General features: G+C 39.8%; 18 protein-coding genes. 2 read left to right on the forward strand and 16 right to left on the reverse strand.

Annotated elements, in window-relative coordinates; all coding sequences use genetic code 11:
- Positions 1-54: 54 nt before the first annotated feature.
- From QOL76_RS18210 to QOL76_RS18270, 13 genes are all read right to left on the reverse strand, one after another.
- Positions 55-1,023: a transketolase family protein gene (locus QOL76_RS18210; RefSeq protein WP_283414390.1), complete on the reverse strand. Its 969-nt coding sequence runs from the start codon at positions 1,021-1,023 to the stop codon at positions 55-57.
- A gap of 37 nt (positions 1,024-1,060) precedes the next feature.
- A complete protein-coding gene (locus tag QOL76_RS18215; protein WP_283414391.1) occupies positions 1,061-1,912 on the reverse strand; it encodes a transketolase in 852 nt (283 codons plus the stop codon).
- Positions 1,913-1,925: 13 nt separating this feature from the next.
- On the reverse strand, positions 1,926-2,375 hold the full coding sequence (bcp, locus tag QOL76_RS18220; RefSeq protein ID WP_283414392.1) for a thioredoxin-dependent thiol peroxidase: 450 nt from the start codon (positions 2,373-2,375) through the stop codon (positions 1,926-1,928).
- Positions 2,376-2,399: 24 nt separating this feature from the next.
- Positions 2,400-4,274, reverse strand: a complete 1,875-nt coding sequence (locus tag QOL76_RS18225; RefSeq protein WP_283414393.1) for a M23 family metallopeptidase — start codon at positions 4,272-4,274, stop codon at positions 2,400-2,402.
- Entirely contained in the window at positions 4,261-4,872 is a 612-nt protein-coding gene (locus QOL76_RS18230) for a fumarylacetoacetate hydrolase family protein (protein ID WP_283414394.1), read from the reverse strand. The genes QOL76_RS18225 and QOL76_RS18230 overlap by 14 nt, the downstream gene beginning before the upstream one ends.
- A 6-nt stretch (positions 4,873-4,878) precedes the next feature.
- Positions 4,879-5,562 (reverse strand): DUF4377 domain-containing protein, encoded by a 684-nt coding sequence (locus QOL76_RS18235; protein WP_283414395.1) that lies wholly within the window; start codon positions 5,560-5,562, stop codon positions 4,879-4,881.
- A gap of 137 nt (positions 5,563-5,699) precedes the next feature.
- Complete coding sequence (locus QOL76_RS18240) at positions 5,700-6,428, reverse strand: SGNH/GDSL hydrolase family protein (RefSeq protein ID WP_283414396.1); 729 nt, start codon at positions 6,426-6,428, stop codon at positions 5,700-5,702.
- Positions 6,429-6,445: 17 nt separating this feature from the next.
- Entirely contained in the window at positions 6,446-7,486 is a 1,041-nt protein-coding gene (locus QOL76_RS18245) for a S66 peptidase family protein (protein ID WP_283414397.1), read from the reverse strand.
- 767 nt (positions 7,487-8,253) lie between these two features.
- Positions 8,254-8,841 (reverse strand): hypothetical protein, encoded by a 588-nt coding sequence (locus QOL76_RS18250; RefSeq protein WP_283414398.1) that lies wholly within the window; start codon positions 8,839-8,841, stop codon positions 8,254-8,256.
- Positions 8,831-9,334, reverse strand: coding sequence for an RNA polymerase sigma factor (locus QOL76_RS18255; RefSeq protein WP_283414399.1), 504 nt, complete (start codon positions 9,332-9,334; stop codon positions 8,831-8,833). Before QOL76_RS18255 ends, QOL76_RS18250 begins: the two co-directional genes overlap by 11 nt.
- Entirely contained in the window at positions 9,331-10,188 is an 858-nt protein-coding gene (locus tag QOL76_RS18260; protein ID WP_283414400.1) for an alpha/beta fold hydrolase, read from the reverse strand. Before QOL76_RS18260 ends, QOL76_RS18255 begins: the two co-directional genes overlap by 4 nt.
- 335 nt (positions 10,189-10,523) lie before the next feature.
- Positions 10,524-11,816: a D-alanyl-D-alanine carboxypeptidase gene (locus QOL76_RS18265; protein WP_283414401.1), complete on the reverse strand. Its 1,293-nt coding sequence runs from the start codon at positions 11,814-11,816 to the stop codon at positions 10,524-10,526.
- A 2-nt stretch (positions 11,817-11,818) separates the two neighbouring features.
- Positions 11,819-12,196 (reverse strand): DUF423 domain-containing protein, encoded by a 378-nt coding sequence (locus QOL76_RS18270; RefSeq protein ID WP_283414402.1) that lies wholly within the window; start codon positions 12,194-12,196, stop codon positions 11,819-11,821.
- A gap of 589 nt (positions 12,197-12,785) precedes the next feature.
- On the opposite strand from QOL76_RS18270, the gene QOL76_RS18275 reads away from it, so the two are divergent.
- Complete coding sequence (locus QOL76_RS18275; protein ID WP_283414403.1) at positions 12,786-13,595, forward strand: polysaccharide biosynthesis/export family protein; 810 nt, start codon at positions 12,786-12,788, stop codon at positions 13,593-13,595.
- A gap of 6 nt (positions 13,596-13,601) precedes the next feature.
- Positions 13,602-16,049 carry a GumC family protein gene (locus QOL76_RS18280; RefSeq protein ID WP_283414404.1) on the forward strand — a complete coding sequence of 816 codons (2,448 nt, stop codon included), beginning with the start codon at positions 13,602-13,604 and terminating at the stop codon, positions 16,047-16,049.
- Between the two features lie 1,325 nt (positions 16,050-17,374).
- On the opposite strand, the gene QOL76_RS18285 is transcribed toward QOL76_RS18280, so the two are convergent.
- The 3 genes from QOL76_RS18285 to QOL76_RS18295 form a co-directional block, all read right to left on the reverse strand.
- Entirely contained in the window at positions 17,375-17,575 is a 201-nt protein-coding gene (locus QOL76_RS18285) for a hypothetical protein (RefSeq protein ID WP_283414405.1), read from the reverse strand.
- An 88-nt stretch (positions 17,576-17,663) separates the two neighbouring features.
- On the reverse strand, positions 17,664-18,950 hold the full coding sequence (locus QOL76_RS18290) for an IS4 family transposase (RefSeq protein WP_283414406.1): 1,287 nt from the start codon (positions 18,948-18,950) through the stop codon (positions 17,664-17,666).
- Positions 18,951-19,077: 127 nt separating this feature from the next.
- On the reverse strand, positions 19,078-19,479 hold the full coding sequence (locus tag QOL76_RS18295; protein WP_283414407.1) for a response regulator: 402 nt from the start codon (positions 19,477-19,479) through the stop codon (positions 19,078-19,080).
- Positions 19,480-19,940: the final 461 nt, after the last annotated feature.

Raw genomic sequence — 19,940 nt, forward strand, 5'->3', positions numbered from 1 at the left:
CGTGGTTTCATGTATTGTTAAGCTGCTTCTCCACAAGCAGCTTGGATACTATTCTTACTTTCTAGCTAATACTTTCTTAGCAGCCGCTACGATATTTGCAGCATCTAGTCCATATTTGTCCAATAACTGGGTAGGAGTGCCAGACTCTCCGAAGCTGTCATTAACTCCTACATATTCCATAGGAGCAGGGTTGTTTCTAGCTAAGGTTTGTGCTACACTATCACCCAAGCCACCATTGTATTGGTGTTCTTCGGCAGTTACTGCGCAGCCAGTTTTGGCTACTGAATCAAGAATTGCTTCCTCGTCCAATGGCTTGATGGTGTGAATATTAATCACTTCAGCTGAGATGCCTTCTGATCTTAAAATTGCTTCGGCTACTACAGCTTCCCAAACCAAATGTCCAGTAGCGAAAATGGTCACATCAGTACCTTCGATCATTTTCCAAGCCTTCCCAATTTCAAACTTCTGAGCTGGATCCGTGAAAATAGGCCAGGATGGACGCCCGAATCTCAGGTAAACAGGACCCTCGTAATCAGCAATCGCAATCGTAGCAGCTTTCGTCTGGTTATAATCGCAAGGATTAATCACCGTCATGTGAGGAAGCATTTTCATCATACCCACATCTTCCAGAATCTGGTGAGTTGCTCCGTCTTCACCTAGCGTCAAGCCAGCGTGAGAAGCACAGATTTTTACGTTTTTGCCTGAGTAGGCAATAGACTGACGAATCTGATCGTACACACGACCGGTAGAGAAGTTGGCGAAAGTACCTGTGAAAGGAATTTTGCCATTGATAGTCATACCTGCGGCGATGCCCATCATATTTGCTTCTGCGATACCGGTTTGGAAGAATCTTTCCGGGAATTCCTTCTGGAATGCACCCATCTTTAATGATCCGATCAAATCAGCACAAAGGCCCACCACATTAGGGTTTCTACGACCAGCTTCCAGGAAGCCATCGCCGAATCCGGAACGTGTATCTTTTTTTTCTGTATAGTTGAATTTTAAATCCAATGTCTTTTCCATGTTTTCTTTTCGTTGAATGGTCTAAAAATCGCCTTAATTAAAAATCACCAATTGTTTCTGGCAACTGTCCTAAAGCGTTTGCTAATTGCTCATCACTAGGAGCAATTCCATGCCATTTGTGTGTACCTACCATAAAATCAACTCCAAAGCCCATTTCGGTGTGAAGCAAATTCATAACTGGCTTTCCTTTTCCACTTAGGCTTTTTGCTTTTTCCAGTCCTTCTACTACAGACTTCATGTCATTTCCCTGAAGGGTGTCGATAACTTCCCATCCGAAAGATTCATATTTAGCTCTTAAATCGATCAAGTCCATAATCTCAGCTGTAGGTCCATCGATCTGCTGCCTATTAAGGTCAATAGTAGCGATTAGATTGTCTACTTTCCAGTGAGCAGCATACATAGCCGCTTCCCAAACTTGGCCTTCTTCCTGCTCTCCATCACCCATCAATACAAAGACAGTGCTGTCATCACCATCAATTTTTTTAGCCTGAGCTGCTCCGATTGCTACTGACAATCCTTGTCCCAAAGACCCAGATGCAATTCTGATTCCCGGAAGACCTTCTTCAGTCGCTGGGTGACCTTGAAGTCTTGAATTCAATTTTCTGAACGTGTCCATTTCCTCAGGAGAAAAATAGCCTGATCGGGAAAGTACAGAATACCATACTGGTGAGATATGTCCATTGGAAAGGAAAAATAGGTCTTCACCTTTGCCTTCCATTTTGAAATTAGGATCGTGATTGAGTTGGTTGAAATAAAGAGCTACAAAGAACTCAGTGCAACCAAGTGATGCTCCTGGGTGCCCGGATTGAACCGCATGAACCATGCGGAGAATGTCTCTACGTACCTGAGATGCGGTACTTTCGAGCTGCTCGATTGTTTGTTTTTCCATTAGGGATATAGGTTTAATTTAGGATTTGTGCTGTGTGATCTTTTGTGTTTACTTTTTCTATGATTTCGGATATTTTTCCTTCCTCATCTATTACAAAAGTGGTTCGGACAGTACCCATGTAGGTTTTGCCAAAAGTATTTTTTTCTTGCCATGTGCCATAAGCTTCGTGTACTTTCAAATCAGTATCTGCGATTAAAGAAAATGGAAGTTCTTGTTTTTCTTTGAATTTAACGTGTGACTTTTCAGCATCTGAGCTTACCCCGAAAACCACATAGCCGGCTTTTTGCAAGGCTTCGTAATTATCTCTTAGGTTACATGCCTGAGCTGTACATCCTGGAGTAGCATCTTTAGGATAAAAATAGAGTACCACTTTTTTTCCTCTATAGTCAGAAAGCTTGATCGTTTCTCCTGTTTCAATTTTAGCTTCAAAATCTGGGGCCATTTGGCCTTTTTCTAAGTTCATATGCTAGTGTTTAGGGGGCCTAATTTAACCAATCGTTCCTTTCCATTCAGCAGTATTGCCAGCTTTATCGGTAACTTTTAATAAAACTTCCCCCTTGAAGGGTAGATTTTCAAGTTTTTCTGACCAAATGACCGCTTGTTTGTATTCATACCTCATTAGTACCCATTTGCCATTCACATAGGCTTCATAGGTGTCGATTCCTGATAAATCATCGCGAATGATATATCGAAGTTCGGTGGAATTCACTCTTACCACCTTAATTGTTGGTTTGGTGTTGTCCTGTAAAATGGAGATTTCCCCTAGAGATCTGGAGTTGAAACTCAAAGTATCCCCAGTCCAAGTTCCTCCCAAAAATGACTTAGAACCGCCTGAAATATAGTAGGCATGGGAGCGGTCCTTATTTCCGGAATAACCAGGAAGATTCCAATTTATATTCATAGAATTCCAAAGATATTCCCGGCTGTCATTGATTACCAAACGTGGCGAATTGGAGGATCCACTTTGAGAGATTCTCAAAAAGAAATCGTCCAAAACTGATTCGGGACTGAAGTTCACCTGTAAGTGTTGCTCTGAATAGGAGGTCTGCTTTCCGGCAGGAATTATTGCTTTGATACCCGGTGTTAGAACTTCTGTGCAAATATCAATTTCTTCAGGAATACCAAAATTCATGTCCCAGAGATAGGTTCTACTGTTTTCATCTTGGTATGCTGGAAGCATTTCAAATGAATGTGCACCCACCTGAAATTTAGCCAAACCGCCTTTTGGAGAGATTGGAGCTTTGATTTTCAAGATATTATTAATGTAATCTAAGGATGCTTTGGAAGGCGCAACTCCATCATTGATGTTTGATTCTCTATCTTGACCGAGCAGGGTGAAATTAATCTGACGCTCATTGCCATAGGCATCCCGAAGCTTGAGTTGATAAGCTTTCTTTACTCCAGGGTCAAGCTCTAGGTGACCTGTTGAGGAGGATTCAGGTGTAATAAATTTAAATTTTAAATTCTCCTGAAAATATAGCTTGGTATAGCGATTCTGATAAGTATGTTGAAGAAATTGTCTGGTATAGTTGAAATCAACCTTATCTACAGTCAAATTTAAAACGGTTCCTGTGCCATCGGTCAATTCAAAAGTTGGAAAACCATTTCTATTACTTGCACCATCAAGCTGATCATAACTTCGTATTTCTATACCTACTTTACCCGTGATCTTTATATCATTTGGTAAACGATAATTAGAACCGCTGGCTACTGGCGTCACTTCCAGCCTGGCAAATTTTCCATTCACTCTAGAGTCTATAGCTAAGGGAACAATGGCTATACTTTGCGGTACTGGTGCCGTATTATCGACGATTTCAGGAAAGCCAAAAAGGAGTGGGTCCATGGCCCTGTCCAGGCTATCCCGAATCTCAAAGTGCAGATGTGGACCTCCAGAACCACCTGTGTTTCCGCTATCCGCTATCTTTTGCCCCTGTTTTACAGGAAGTTCTCCCGGCTCAGGAAATACTTCTAAGTCAATTGCTTTTGCTTCATACATCTTCTTACGCATGTAATCGCTAAGCTCCTTGTTGAAATTTCGTAAGTGACCGTAAAGTGTGATTTTACCATTTGGGTGCTTGAGGTAAATCACATTACCATACCCAAATGAAGAGATTTTAATGCGGTGAACCCACCCATCAGCAGCTGCCAAAATAGGAAGACCTTCCTGTCCTCCTGTTTTGAAATCCAAGCCGGTATGGAAGTGATTAGGTCTTAGTTCAGCAAAATTCCCTGATAAGTAATTTCTTGTACCAGGCTTAATGGGGTTTTTGAAATAGCCCTTATCAACTTCCTGAGCATCAATCTTGAAAGAGGCGGTTAATCCAAGAAATATAAGTACGTAGCCTAGTTTACTTAACTTCAAAATCCAGCAGCTTTTCTGTCCCTATAAATCCTTCCAATTTGTCTCCAATATGAACAGGCCCGACTCCTGCCGGAGTTCCTGTATAGATCAGGTCTCCTGTCTTAAGCATAAAGAATTGAGACACGTATTCTATGATTGTTCCAAAGTCAAACAGCATCAAAGAAGTGTTGCCTTTTTGACGTGTTTCTCCATTGATATTCAGATGAAAATCTATGCTTTTCAAATCTATAAATTCATCCACTGATTTGAATCCGCCTATAGGTGCCGCGCCATTAAATCCTTTAGCAATTTCCCAAGGCAAACCTTTGGCTTTACATTGATCCTGCAAGTCTCGTGCTGTGAAGTCAATTCCAAAACCAATCTCATTGAAATAGCGATGAGCAAATTTCTTCTGGATGAATTTTCCCTGCTTGGAAATCTTCAGAACTAGTTCAGCTTCGTGATGGATGTTTTTGGAGAAATCAGGGTAGAAAAAAGGTGCCCCATCCTTTAATAGGGCAGTGTCTGGTTTTAGAAAAACAACTGGATCGCCAGGGGTTTCATTTTTCAATTCCTCTATATGGGCCGCATAATTTCGGCCTATGCAAATGATCTTCATATATAATTAATCTATAGCTTGGAAAGTCATCAAGGTTTGACCTGATTCATTCAACAAGTAAAGTTGGTTGTTTTCCAGTTTATATCCGCGAGTATCTGTCAATGCCTTGGAAATTGCATTCTCAGCACTCATATCGGGGCAAGCCATTCTCGTAGCCGCGCCGGGACCAAGTAGAAGTTTCTCTCCATCATTTTCCTTGATCTCACCACGTACAGAATTGCAGCCCATGTTTCCTACATAGGTTTTCTTCGAAGCATTAAACTCAAAGGTTAAAGCTTCTTTGTTTTTGAAACCTGTTGGGTTTTCTATTTCGCCCACTTGAATGATTTTCCAGATGTTAGTCAGGCGCAAAGCGGGGTCAGGGTTTTCACTTAATATCTCCACAAGCTGATAAATTTTAGATGAAGCATCCGCGGGAACTGGTGGCTCCCTATCTGTGATTTTTACTTTGATCTGGTAAATATTGCCTGGCTCATAGTCAAACCCTTGAATAGAACTGTAGAAAAACTCCCAGGATCCCGGGTTAATCTCAGCTCCTTTTTGAATTTGAAGACAAGACATAGGACCAACTCCAACGCAATCCATTTTAGAAGAATTTATCCACCAAGTTTCTGTGTTTTCTTCCGCCTGACGCTCACATGCAACTGCTGCCAGAATAGTGCTGATGAATAGAAATAGGATAGTTTTCATGGATTAAAAGTTTAAATGTATTAGTCTTTGTTTGCAGTCAAAGTTTTTCATGCGACAGATTATGGTCTTTATTCTTGCTTCTAGCATCTTGCTTCTTATGTCTAGATACTTATCTCTAATCAACCATACATAATTCTCTAGTAAATTGAAACTAGCTGTTCAAATAGTTTTTCTGTCCAAAGGCTATACATTTCAGCGCTGGGATGAAGGCCATCTGCAGCAAGCATTTCTTCCTGGCTGCCCAAAGCGCGATATTGCTCGGTAATGTCAATATAGGTAACCCCGTTTTTTTCGCAGATTTTAGCTTTAATGCTGTTGTATGAGTCAATTTCCTGAGCGATCTTACTTTCATCTCTACCACTTTTTTTTGCAAATGGGGTAATTCCCCAATCTGGTATAGACAAAACCACCACATGCTTGGTATTCACAGCCGCAAAACTTATTGCCTTTAAAAGCATGGTTTCAAACTCCTCTTCAAATTTACTTATAGGAAGACCACGATATTGATTATTTACTCCTATAGAAAGCGTAACCAAATCGTAGGTATTTCCTTCAATATTCTCTGCCTTGATGCCTTTTTCAAGTTCGTCAACTGTCCAGCCTGTGCGGGCGATGACTTTTGGTGAAGCCCACTTCTTGTCAGTTTCGGTATTTAGTTTGGCGATCAATTGGCTTGGATATCGCCCTGTATCGCTTACACCTTCACCTATCGTATAGCTATCGCCCAGCGCCAAGTAAGTGAGTTGATCAGAGTTGTCTGTGGGATTTTCAGTCATAGGTTTTTCAGAATCTTCTGGAAGCATATTATTGGAGCTTTTGCAGGAAAATATCCCCAGAATGATAATTGTAAGTAATGTAAACTTCATAGTAAGTCTTCTAATTCTTACTCAAATACGGATTCAAGCAGCGAAATGGTTCCCTTATCTGCATCCATGGCAACTTTTCCGCCTACAGGAATAATGAACTGCTTAGATATATGACCAATCATCGCGCCAGTGTAAGCGGGAATGTTCAAAGGTAAGATGTAATCATCCATGACCTGATCTAAGGTAAGAGACCCATAACCACCGCCAGGTTCGCAGTCTGAACATTGCCCAAACACAAAACCTTTGAGTTGGTCCAGGGTACCGTTGAGTTTTAATGTACTCATCATGCGGTCCATTTTGTATGGGTCTTCTCCTATATCTTCGATGAAAAGAATTGCGTCTTTGAAATCAGGATAATAAGGAGAGCCCGAGATTGCTGTCAAAACAGTAAGATTTCCACCCAAGATTTTTCCTTCCGCAATCCCACCTTTAAGTGTTTGAATTCTATTTGATTTGACCACCAGATCATCACTTTCCCCATGGATATTTTTGAATATTACTTTTTCTTTTTCTATAAATACCTTCTCAAACTGCTCCACGTTGAAGCTATTCCAGGTACTCGATCCCATGGGGCCATGGAAGGTGATTAAGCCGGTTTGTGCGTGAATCGCACAGTGCAAAGCTGTGATATCTGAATATCCAAGAAGTGGTTTTGGGTTTTTGGCAATTGCCTTATAATCAATCAAAGGCAAAATCCGCGCAGCACCAGAGCCACCACGTATGCAGATAATTGCTTTTACCTCTTTGTCGGCAAACATTTCATTCAAATCTGAAGCTCGTTCTTCATCAGTCCCTGCCAGATGTCCGTATCGGTTTTTGAGGTTTGCTCCGAGTTTTACCTGGAATCCTAACGCTTCCAATGCTTCTTCTGCGAAGGTAAACTGCATTCTATCTGCCATAGCAGCAGATGGAGCTATCAAGCCTACTGTATCTCCTTTTTTGATTGCCTTCGGCAAAACCGTTTTGGGGTCATATGCCGAATGGGCTGAATCCCATGAAACTAATGGGAGTGAGGCTGAAAGTAGTCCTAGGGATTTTAAGAAAGCGCGTTTTTGCATTTGTAAAGGGAGTGTAATTCTGAAACGTGAAAATAAGGCTTTTTTATTTTTAAGTTAAAGTCTCCCGCCTGGGCACAGAAGCCCAATGAAAATTTATCAAGTAAAATGGTTGCTGAAATTAATCATTGAGGTTTTTCTAACCTCGAAGTTTTATTTCTGAGGTAAAATGGATTTAAACCACAGAGTTCACAGAGATTTTCGCAGAGAACGCAATAGGTGCAAAAAATCTTTTACCCATCCTTCGTCTAATATTTAAGATCAAGCCTAGAACCTTTATAGTAATGGTTCTACCTTGAATTTAATGGAAAATTAAATTTGTAACTAAACTAATTTCACCAGAAGAAAGTATAGATTCTTTTTATTATTGAATAATTTTTCTTAAGAGAATCAACATCTCCTACACCTTCCTCCATTTTATATAGGTTTTATCTTTGTCACTTTTTGGCGGCCAAAAAGTAACCAAAAAGCCCTGAGCCTCGGTCTTTTCTTTCCGCTGATACCTTTCCTTATTCATTTTAAACAGCAACACAGCGGAATTTTGTGCTGCATTTCACACCTAAAAATGACTGGATCTCCCTCGTACCTCGGGAGCTAAGTCATTTTCTTAACGGCGTTCAATCCAGTACAAAACCGAAAATCCCGTAAGGCTCACCCATCCGGATGATACCTTCCGGAAACCATCATCATAAACAAATAGGGAGTAAACTCCCACGCAAGACAGGTGATTGCTACCTTTTTCCTTGAGTTTGATAATTGTCCATTGATACTTAATCCCCTTTCCTTTCCAGCATTCCTTTCATCTGCTCAATCATTGGCTTGAGTTCCTTATCGTACTTTTTCACTTTTCTTTTTATTTGCCAATGCATAAAACCAAGAATGGCTAATGTTAATGTGAGATGGATTCCAACTCGTGAAATGACATTTAAGGGTTCCAATAAGATGTAGTAAGAAATATTCAGCGCTAGTATGAGTAGAAAAGTATAGGCATACATGTGCTTTCTTGCTATCTCATAGCGGAAGTTCAGCTTTTTGATATGGGCCTTCAAATAGTCAGAATTGCTGAATCGTTCGCTGGAGTCATTTTTGCGGACTTTTGACCGGAGAGTCAAGCCCAAAACCCATATCATGGCGAAAGCGATTATATACAAGCTGATAGCTATGCCAATACTTTCCCTCCATGGCATAGACCAAAAGAGAAACCCAATTGTGAGAGGTGTGATTAGCATCATGAAAATCATCTCTCTTCTTTGTTTTACTTCAGTTTTTCTCAGCCCTTCCATCAATGAATTGATGTCAAAATCAATAGGCTTCTGAGCCTGCCAAAGCTTTTGTATGTCTTCGAAATTATTTTCCATAGGGATTGAGAAGTTGAGTGAGTGAGGCTTTGATACGGTTTACTTTTACAGCTACATAATTCTCAGTAATTCCTGTGATCTCAGCGATTGTTTTATAGGGTGTATTCTCCAGTAGCAGGGTTGCAATAACCCGATCAGTTTCGGCCAATGAAGAAATGGCTTCATAGAGTTTTTTGATTTGTAATTCCTGCTCTAGACTGTTGTTTTCTGGTTCGGCAAGATCCATCCCATTTGGTAGCTCAGCTTGTTCGGGCTTCTTTTTTTCTTTTGCAGAGAAGGTAATGGCAGTATTATAAGCGATTCTATAAATCCAGGTGCTTAGTTCACTTTCACTTCGAAAGCTGTCCAGATGTCTCCAGATCTTGATTAGAATTTCCTGAAAGAGGTCGTGAGCCAGTTCTCTATCCTTCACAAAACCCAGGCAAAGACGGAAAATCTTGTCTTTGTGGGTTTTGTAGAGGTTTTCAAATTCCAGATCTTTCCTGTGCTTCATTTGAGGAAATTCTGGATTTCAGCCAAAAACCAATCTGGGTTATCCCACATTATAAAGTGATGAGCAGTGGGAGCCATTTCTATTTGAACATTTTCAGCCAGTTGATATTGCTGCTCAAAATTGGACTTTACTGATTTTGCAGTCATCCCATAATCTTTTCCAGCGTGCCATGCTCCCAACACAAGAATTGGCGTTTTGAGTGTATTGAGATTCTGTCGGTAATCAGTAATCATCAATTCGTAGATAGCTTGCCCTACAGTAGCCCGGTCACTTTTCATGGACCAATCCACTAGCTGGGGAATTCTAGCTGTAGAGGTAGTCATCATTGGCATACTTGCAGTTTGCTGACTTTCAAAGTCCTCAGGATTGGAGTTCACGATCATAGACTTGGTTTGCTTAGCCATAGGAACCATCATTTCTGCTGTCGCTGCAGGATTCATCGCAGCGGAATAAAAAGGGTAGGAGTCAACTATAATTGCTTTTGAAATTAGGTCTGGATGCTCATTTGCAAGTTGAAGGGATAAAAAACCTCCCAAACTATGACCTATTAGTTCTACTGGCTGGTCAAGTTGCTGAATGTATTCTGCAATTTCAGATTTTACAATAGGTAAAAAACCATTAGTTAGATTTTCTGCGGGCTGACCAGCGAAACCAGGCAAAGTCAGTACGTGACAAGTATTTGTTTTGCTGAGTTCGGCAACTGTTTCCTTCCAAACCTCCCCTGAAGAAGCTAGTCCTGGAATTAAAATAATTACTGGTCCGGATCCGGATACTTTGCTATCAAAGGAGTTTTGAGAATAGGAGAGGGTTACAAATCCGAAAAAGAGGATGTAAAGAATAAGTGATTTTTTCATGGTGCGAGTTGTTTTATCCTTTAGACCATGGCTTGACTGATTCCTTACAGATTTTGTAAAAAAAAATATGAGCATCCGCAATGATGCCAGTTGCCTTGGATTCTTTGCTTATCTGGTCGGAAGACCGATGACCGAAGACTCCCGTACTAACGGGACAGGCTGAAGTGCCCTCAATTATAATTTTGAACAAATTCTAGATTGCTTTTCCCTCTTTACTGGTAGAAAACAAAGCAGAGCAAAAATTCCAAATACAATAAACACCCTAAACTTTATCTATTTATTGAACTGATACGTTCCATCTCGTAAATCGTAAATCGTAAATCGTAAATCCCAAATCAAATCATATCTCTCAGCAATACCATCACCTTCTCCATTTCCCTTCTCACTTCAGAAGCTTTCCAAGGATAATTGGAATTCATAAAAGCAAAGCAATAAAAACGACCGCTTTTGCCTTTAATAAGTCCTACCAGACTGTGATTATTACTCATCGTACCAGTCTTTGCAAAAACATAAGGCTGCTCAGCTTTGTAACTGTTTTCCAAGGTTCCTGCTTTTCCTCCAGCGGGTAGAAGTTCCAACAGCTGCTGGTCAGGTAGCATTCTATAGATCTTTTCAAAAAGTGCCACCATGGTTCTGGGCGTGAAAAGATCGTGACGGCTTAGCCCGGATCCATCTACCCATTGAGGTTGATCGGGAAGATCAAAGAGATAGGTTTTGAGCATGTATTCAATTGCCCGCTCTGTATCCAATCGCTGGAAAAGTCTATCCGAAACCATCAACATGAGTTGCTCTGCAAGAAAATTATCACTTTCCAGCATCATTTCTTTCAGAATAGGGAAAAGAGCTGCCCCACGCAATTCCTGATGGATCAGGGGTAAACTATCCGGCTGATAGATCCATTGTTTTCCAGTTGCATCAGAAGCGAGCTTCATTAATAGCTCAGGAGTGTAAATAAAAGGAATGAATTCCTCTCTAGCCCTGAAGTTATTTGGGTTATAGTAGAATTTATTGCTGTGGAAGTCCCGCTCCAATTCCCGAATTGTGCGATTCGTAGGGAATACTTGCTGTTGAAAACTAGGAGGGAAGACGGAAGGGGCATTGCCTACTTTTTTCACCTGAAGCAAATTTCCATAGATCGGCAAAGAACTTCGCTCCGCTGAGTAATTGTAATAATAATCATCCCATTGCCAGCCATAGCCAAAAGCAGGGGACATCATATTTGCATCAGAAAAGATGACCTTATCGAAGGGAGCTATTAGTCTGGCTATTCCGGGATCATCAAACTTTTTGTATTTCCAGCTAGGATCTCCCGAACCCCAAATCTTTATGGTATTCCCTTCAGTTACGTAGCGCAAAGTCTGAGTGCTGTCATTCAGGATAATTAGTGAGGAAAATAAGGTGAAAAGTTTGGTGGTCGAAGCTGGGATAAAGCGTTGATGACTGTTTTTCTCATAAAGTACCACCTGCGAATCCAAATCGTACAGCATAAATCCGCTTAGATGTCCATTGAAAAAACTGCCTTCTCCTAACGCTGATTCCAATTTTAAGTACTGATCGCGGGTGAGCTGCGCAAAAAGGCTTGAATTGAATGATACTATAAGGAGGATTAGAGTAAAGAGTTTACGCATACTTAGTTTTTTGAGGCGGCTACAACTATTAAAATCCACCCACCTATAAATGCAACACCACCGAGTGGGGTAATTGCTCCCAGCCAGGTAATTCCAGTAAGAGAAAGAACATAAAGAGAACCTGAGAAAATCAGAATTCCCACAGCCATTAAGACAGCGGCTAAGCTTAGTTTCTTCCATTCAGGTTTTACCAGAGCTAGTATGCCAATCAGAAAAATAGCGAGCGAGTGATAGAAGTGATATTTCACTGCTGTTTCAAAGGTTTCAGTTCTCCCGGTTTCAGCCAGAATTTCTTTCAGCCCATGTGCGCCAAAAGCTCCTATTCCCACTGCTAGCATCCCGAAAATAGCTCCTGTTTGTATAATTTGTTTTCCTGTCATTCTAATTCTTCAAATTCTAAATTCAATGTTCATTATTCGAAATTAAAGCATTACAAGCAAGAATAGCGCATTCCTGCCGGATTTAGAATTATTTACTAAGTCCAGATAAGGTATTTACTGCGTTTATTGAACAACAGATTACTTTAGAGATTTCTAGATTTCTTTGAGACCTATTATAGGGATTATGAATATCCGCTTTTATACCAGTAAGGTGGGAAAAGCTATGTACGATATGTGTAACTTAAGAATTGAGACCGCTTCAGCCAGTCCCGCCAGTACGGGAGTCTTTGGACACCTGTACTGAGTATAGCCGAAGTTTCGGTCTCCCAACCTGAAAAGAAAAGAATCTAAGGTGACTTGTAAGATTGCAGTTAATTATAATTAGGCTAAATTCTGTTGAATTGTGCCACAAAAAGTTTCTTTAAAATCGGGTAAATTGTCGTTGGCCATATTTTATGCTAGGGAAATAGATTGTTAAATTATATCTAAAACCCGTGAGTTTTTTGCTGATGTCATAAAAAAACAAAGAATATAAGGTTAAATGTTTAAGTTTGCGCAGTTTTTGAGACAAAAAATTAAAAATCTATATATGAAGAAATTCTTAAAGGGGTTATCATATTCCCTGCTTTTTTTCATGGCCTTTGGCTGTATCTCCAATGAGAAAATCATTTATCTGCAAAACCAGGAGGGGAACACTGTAATTGAAGATGGAGAGTTGATTACCTACGAAATTCCCGATTATAAGCTGCAGTATAACGATATTATAGATGTTAATATCCAAACAGTGGATGATTTGCTTCAATTTGGTTTTAATAATAAGCCCCCTCAGATGAATCAGCAAATGGGTAACGTCTCTGCACAAAGCGGTGGGGATATCTACTATATGACTGGTTATTCTGTGGATCAAAAAGGGAATATCCGACTTCCTGTTGTTGGAGATATTCAGGTCAAAGATAAAACATTAGAAGAGGCCAGGATAGTAATTGAGGAGAGCATGCGGACATTTGTCAAGAGTGAACTTTACGTTAAAGTAAAATTAGGAGGTGTGCGATATTCAGCATTGGGCGAATTTAGACGTCCGGGTAAATTCACCGTACTTCAGGACAGAATGACCATATTTGAAGCGATTGCTAATGCTGGCGATTTGACAACTGTCGCTAAAAGAGATGAGATTTTATTGATTAGACAGTATCCCGAAGGGACTAGATTGCATAGGATTAATTTATTGGATAGGCAAATTGTGGCTTCTCCATTTTATTTTATTCAGCCGAATGATCAGCTGTATGTGGAACCAATGAAAGTAAGAGAAACTGGTACTGGTGAAAATACAGCCCAAACCTTAGCCTTGGTATTTGCAGGGATATCTTCAGTGGCCTTAATATTAAATTTACTCAAATAAGTATATATGTACCCGAATACCCCAAATCCTTCCAATTCTGGGCAAAATCCTTTTATGGTACAAAAAGAGGATGAAATTGATTTAAAAGTACTTTTATTCAATTACCTGCAATACTGGGTGTTGATAGTAGCCTGTATTTTTATAGGTGTACTGGGAGCCTTTCTTTTTAATAGATATGCTACTAATATTTTTAAAGTGGAGTCCAGCATACTTGTGGAGGATGAAGAGCCTGCCTTGGGTATGGATTTATTTGAGTCCTCAGGTTTAGGGATGCTTGGAGGCAAGAGTAATATTGAAAATGAAATCGGAATTCTGAAGTCTTTTTCTTTGGCAGAAGAGGCAGTATCAGAGCTTAACCTCAATGTTCAGTATTATGAGGAGGGATTTGTGACTACAACCCAGATTTATGGGAAATTACCAATATTGGTTACCGTAGATTGGAAGCAGCCACAACTAGTAGGGGGCAGATTTAGATTGGAGGTAATCAATGAGGAATCCTTTGAACTCTCCGTTGAAAATGATGAGTTTAAAATATATTACCCCAATGATCCTTATTATAAGGAATTATTAGAAGATCCTGTTTCTTTTGAGAAATCTGTATTCTCCTTTGGTGAAGAGATACAAGGAGAATATTTTTCATTTACAGTTAACCAGATATCGGCCCTTCCAGGTGATATTATTCAATTTAATTTAGTAGATACACCATCCCTTGCTCTGTTTTACAGAGAAGAGTTAGCTGTGACCCCTATTAATAAGCAAGCTTCTATTCTTTCTTTAAGCTTAGAGACTCCAGTTAGACGTTTAGGTGAGGATTACATCAATAAGTTGATGGAAATGTACTTGGCGCGGGAGTTAAATGAAAAGAATAAAGCTTCAGAAAACACCGTAAAATTTATTGATGAGCAACTTTCCGGAATTTCTGATTCTTTGAGGTTTTCAGAAAATAAGCTTCAAAAATACAGAACTGAAAATAGGGTTTTTAATTTGTCAGAAGAAGGTTCTGTGATTTTCGAGAGAATGCAGGAGTTGGAGAAGCAAAAGGGGCAAACAGAACTAAGTTTAAAATACTATAACACTCTTAGGGATTATTTAGTCACAAACCAAACAGGCGATATGGTTGCTCCATCTGTAATGGGAGTAACTGATCCCTTATTAAATTCTCTGGTTCAAGCATATAGTGAATTACAGGCAGAGCAGAATCGATTATCTGCAAATTTTACTGAATTAAATCCTACTGTAAGGGAAAATACCACCAGAATTCAAAATATTAAAAAGCAGCTTCAGGAAAATGTTAATTCTGCAATTAGCAATACAGAGAATACTATTGCTGATCTTAATAGTCAGATTCGTATGTTGGAAGTAGATGTGAACTCCCTTCCTGAAACTGAACGTAATCTGATAGGAATTCAACGCCAGTTTACTATAAACGAGAATATTTACATATACCTACTTGAAAAGAAGGCAGAGGCAGAAATTACCAAAGCGGCTAATATGCCTAAAAATAGTATATTAGATTATGCTAAATCAGGACAACAGCCTGTTGCTCCGAAGCGTTCTCTAAATTTGTTGATTGGCCTGATTTTAGGACTAATTCTTCCAATTGGCTTTATCACAATTAAGGACTTTTTAAATACCAAGATTGAGGATCCTAAGGAATTGGAAAATCAAATAAAGGTACCATTGATTGGAATGATTGGAAGAAATAATTCTGAGGATGCAATTCCTGTAATGAATAATCCTAGATCTACGGTGACTGAGTCTTTCCGTTCCTTGAGGGCAGATATGTCCTATTTAAGTCCTCATAGAGATAACTTAACTATTCTATTTACTTCATCCATTTCTGGGGAAGGTAAAACTTTTGTTTCCATCAATGTGGCTTCAGTCTATGCTTTGATGGGTAAGAAGACTTTACTTATTGGTCTGGATCTTCGTAAACCTAAGATTGCTGAGGATTTCGGATTGGTAAATGATAAAGGAATGAGTACCTGTCTTAGCTCAGATATTTCCTGGCGGGATGTGGTTAAACCTACTGGACATAGGGATATGGACGTAATCCTTTCTGGCCCTATTCCTCCTAACCCAGCAGAATTACTGCTTCAAGATAAGTTTGGGGAAATCATCAAGGAAATCAAGGCAGAGTATGATGTAGTTATTTTTGACTGTCCTCCTGTTGGGCTAGTTTCTGAAACTAAAGAACTGTTTGGCTTTGCTGATATTAGTTTCTTTGTGTTCCGTCAAGGCTACTCAATGAAAGGAAATACCCAGATTTTGAATAATCTAGTAGAGAAAGGCGGTGTCTCAAAGATTTATGGCATCTTGAATGATGTGCATATTGATAAGGGCTACGGTTATGGATATGGTTATGGCTACGGCTATGGGTATGGAAATAATTCCTATGGTTACCACGAAGAGGTTCAGCTTCCTTGGTGGAAGAGGGCATTGAGAAGGAAGTAGCCCTAATTCAAAATATTATCTAAAAATCGCAGACGAAAGCCTGCGATTTTTTTTGCTTTTCACGAATTCAAGTTGTCCTGCTTCTCCAGAAGCAGGACTTTTCTATTTTTAACTGTAAGAAAGCCGAAACCTTAATTATCCCCCAACCTTGAATCTAGATCCTTCGCCCAACTTCATCATTCTTCATTCGATGTTCTTCATTCAAACTTCCACCAAGGTCTGTGTCCTCACAGACTACTCTTTATCGGTTAGGAGATGCGATACATATACGGTTTTTGAGATGTAGTCTTAGCGGTTAAGAAAATTGGCTAGCTCGCGAAGGATTGAGCGAGATCCGCCAATTTTTATTCAAAGACAATTCTCAAAAATCAGATTTGTCAACAGCCATTCAACCTTTCTATTCTTTTTTCCGATTTGAAGTATAGGCTTGGGCGAAAGCCTCGGGAAACTTTTTAGCCTCAAAAGTTTCGGAGAAATAAACTCGCTCTTTTATATTCATTTGAATTGAGAAATTGTGTTAAATAAATTTCTTTATACCGAAAGTCACCTAACCGTTTCCATCTTTTGCCTGCCCGCCGTGGCGGGGCTCTAGGCTTTCGTCTCCGAATAAGGATTCCGGGCCAGCGCTACTGGGCGAAAATATTCCATTAAAGCCTAGGGTTGAAACCCTAGGCTATTGAAAAGCGGAGCCAATTCCTGGCCTATTTGTCGACGTTTTTATATTCCTGCTGTTCTGCTTCTCCAGAAGCAGGACTTTTCTATTTTTAACTGTAAGAAAGCTGAAACCTTAATTATCCCCCAACCTTGAATCTAGATCCTTCGCCCAACTTCATCATTCTTTATTCGATGTTCTTCATTCAAACATCCACCAAGGTATGTGTCCTCACAGACTATTATCCTTATCAGTTAGGAGATGCGAGGATATACGGTTTTTGAGATGTAGTCTTAGCTGTTAAGAAAATTGGCTAGCTAGTGAAGGATTGAGCGAGATCCGCCAATTTTTAGGTAAAGACAATTCTCAAAAATCAAATCGGTTCACAGCCATTCAACCTTTCTATTCTTTTTACCGATTTGAAGTATAGGCTTGGGCGAAGGCCTTGGGAAACTTTTTACCCTCAAAAGTTTCGGAGAAATAAACTCGCTCTTTTATATTCATTTGAATTGAGAAATTGTGTTAAATAAATTTCTTTATACCGAAAGTCACCTAACCGTTTCCATCTTTTGCCTGCCCGCCGTGGCGGGGCTCTAGGCTTTCGTCTCCGAATAAGGATTCCGGGCCAGCGCTAATGGGCGAAAATATTCCATTAAAGCCTAGGGTTGAAACCCTAGGCTATTGAAAAGCGGAGCCAATTCCTGGCCAATTTTTCGACGTTTTTATGAGGCTTCTTCCTGCTCCTGTTGTCCTGCTTCTCCAGAAGCTGGACAGCATCTCCTAGTTGGTGCAAGTCTTCTTGACTTGTACCTATGTCAATGAAGTTTTCAGACTGCCAAGCAACAAACTTAATTATTCCCAATCCTGAATCCATACCATAGAATTTACAATCCAAACTGTATTTTTATTACTGTTATCCGAGTAAGTTTTACATAGCCTAAAATAGTGGGTTTTCCTGCTTTCTAGGGTGATTTTTCCTTTATATTCAAAACACCCCCCTGTTTACTTCCAAAAATATCCAGTTGTACTATTTCCAGATTTCGTTCATCTGCTGCCAGGCAGTTGGTTTTTAGGATGGTCTGGAAGCAGACATAGGATATCAAGTTAGCTCTTGCCATGGCCACTAAGGTTGTGAACTGCTCAGCCTCTTTGACCCGTTTGTGAATCACGGTGAATATCAGATTGGCAATCAATACCATCCATACCTGGGTTTTGATCCCCTCCCGGCTGTCCGAGAAAAAATAGCCTAGTTCGAAGTTTTGCTTGATCCGCTTAAAGAACGGTTCGATTTCCCAGCGGTTTTTGTACAATAACACAATCGTATGGGACTCAAAGTTAAACAGGTTGCTTAGAAAGCGAAACACTTTGCCTGTCAATGGATCTTTGTAAGTGACCAATCTAGCCTTTAGTGGCCCCTGATCAGTTTTTAGTTCAACCAGCTGATCCAGAATAGTGCCTCCGGAAAGGAAGTCATGGATGTCGGTTCGGATTTGGCTGACCACTTCATAGGTAGCGTTTTCATTAAGCCTGGTCACGTAAAAAGCACCACTCTCTGTCCATTTTTTATAAACCGCATAGTTCACATAGCCCTTGTCAAACACGTAAATGGCTCCTTGTTCTACCTTCAGCTGTCCGAGGAAATCTTTGTCATTGCTGCTAGCCGGTGTAAGCCAGATCAGTTCAGGCACCATGTTGTCCAACGGAAGCAGAGCATGCACCTTCAGCCCTCCCTTTTTCTTCCCGTTCATGGGATTCCTTCCTGCTCCTTTGAATACATCGGTAAACAGGGTCACGGTGCTGGAGTCAAACAGTTTTACCCGGTCGGGTGATACCTCTCCGTTGATAGGCAAGCTGAGGTAACTGTCCGAAATCTCTGCCCAGTAATGTGCCAAAAGTAGGTAATAGATATAACCGAACACCTCATTGGGACGCTTACGGTTGGCATCCGAAAGCGTACTGCTCGCAGGAAGTTTGGTGATGCCCAAGTAGCTGAGTTTTTGCCCTACAAACAACAAGCACTTACACAAGCTATTGAGTGAATGGGCTTTAGAAACTACCCCATAAAGCATGAAGACCAGCTGCTTCCAGGTATCCATGGTCTTATAATACCGATTTGACTGAAAAGTGTCTGAAGCTTGGTCGACGATTTCACGGGGAATGAAAGAAAGTAACTGACTGATTATCGGATGGCCCGATAGTTTTGTATGTTGCACTGGGTTGTTTGTAGTGTGGTAACCGCAACATCCCATTTAAAGCGGAATTAACCTAATCGGTGATTCCGCTTTTTCAGTTTTGCACTATTCCAAGAAACCTGATTTGCTGTAGGGTTTTTACTTGGATGACAGTAAAAAGGATTTATGAAGACTAATTTGTCTTTCATAACTTGTCAAATTTGTATCTTGTGAAAAATCTTTCAATTCTAATCGACAGCTCAGCCATGTTGAATGGTTTGATAAGGAAATCATCCGCACAAGCATTAAATGCATCGATTCTACTTGCTGCAGATTCCTCCCCGGAGAGAACTATTATTACTATTTGATGTAGGTAGGTAAACTTTCTGATTTCCTGAATAAATTCAATTCCTCCCATTACAGGCATATTGAGATCCAATATCACCACATCAGGTACATTGCCATCAAGAATATAGCTTAGTCCTTCCAAGCCATTAAGCTTTACAGCTACCTCATATCCTAGTTTAAATTTATTTTTTAGAAGCACACCCATCAATGGCTCATCATCAATAAGGAGCAATTTTCTTTTTTTAGCTTGAACTTCCATAGTTGATAGCAGGGATTAAATAGATGATTAGCTGAGCGTTAATAGATGAAAACCCAGTCAGCTTGAATCTGTTTTAATATCAAAGCTGAAATAATTTATCCAAGCGGTAAATATATGTTTTATTAATATAAAAGCCTCAGCTGTCTTGGCGGAGCCCTGATTTGCGACTCAAATTTATGAGGAGGATAAAAGTTTATAAAGGCATTAAAAAATGAATTAAACCATTTTTATTTGTAATTATATAGCTATAATTGGATTTATTTTGTAATAAAAGAGATTTCACTTATCCTGATTTACAAGCTTGGATTCTATATTTTTACATATCTCTTCTCCCATTTCCTCTCTTAAATTTGAATTACCTGTCATTTTTTTTTGTAGTTCGTAATTTGCCGTTCGTGTTTTGTAATATGATTTTTGCAGCCAAATAATCTGAAACATTTAATTATTTAAGAAGCTTTTTT

Origin of the sequence: Algoriphagus winogradskyi (assembly GCF_900182815.1) — a bacterium.
Taxonomy (GTDB): Bacteria; Bacteroidota; Bacteroidia; order Cytophagales; family Cyclobacteriaceae; genus Algoriphagus; species Algoriphagus winogradskyi.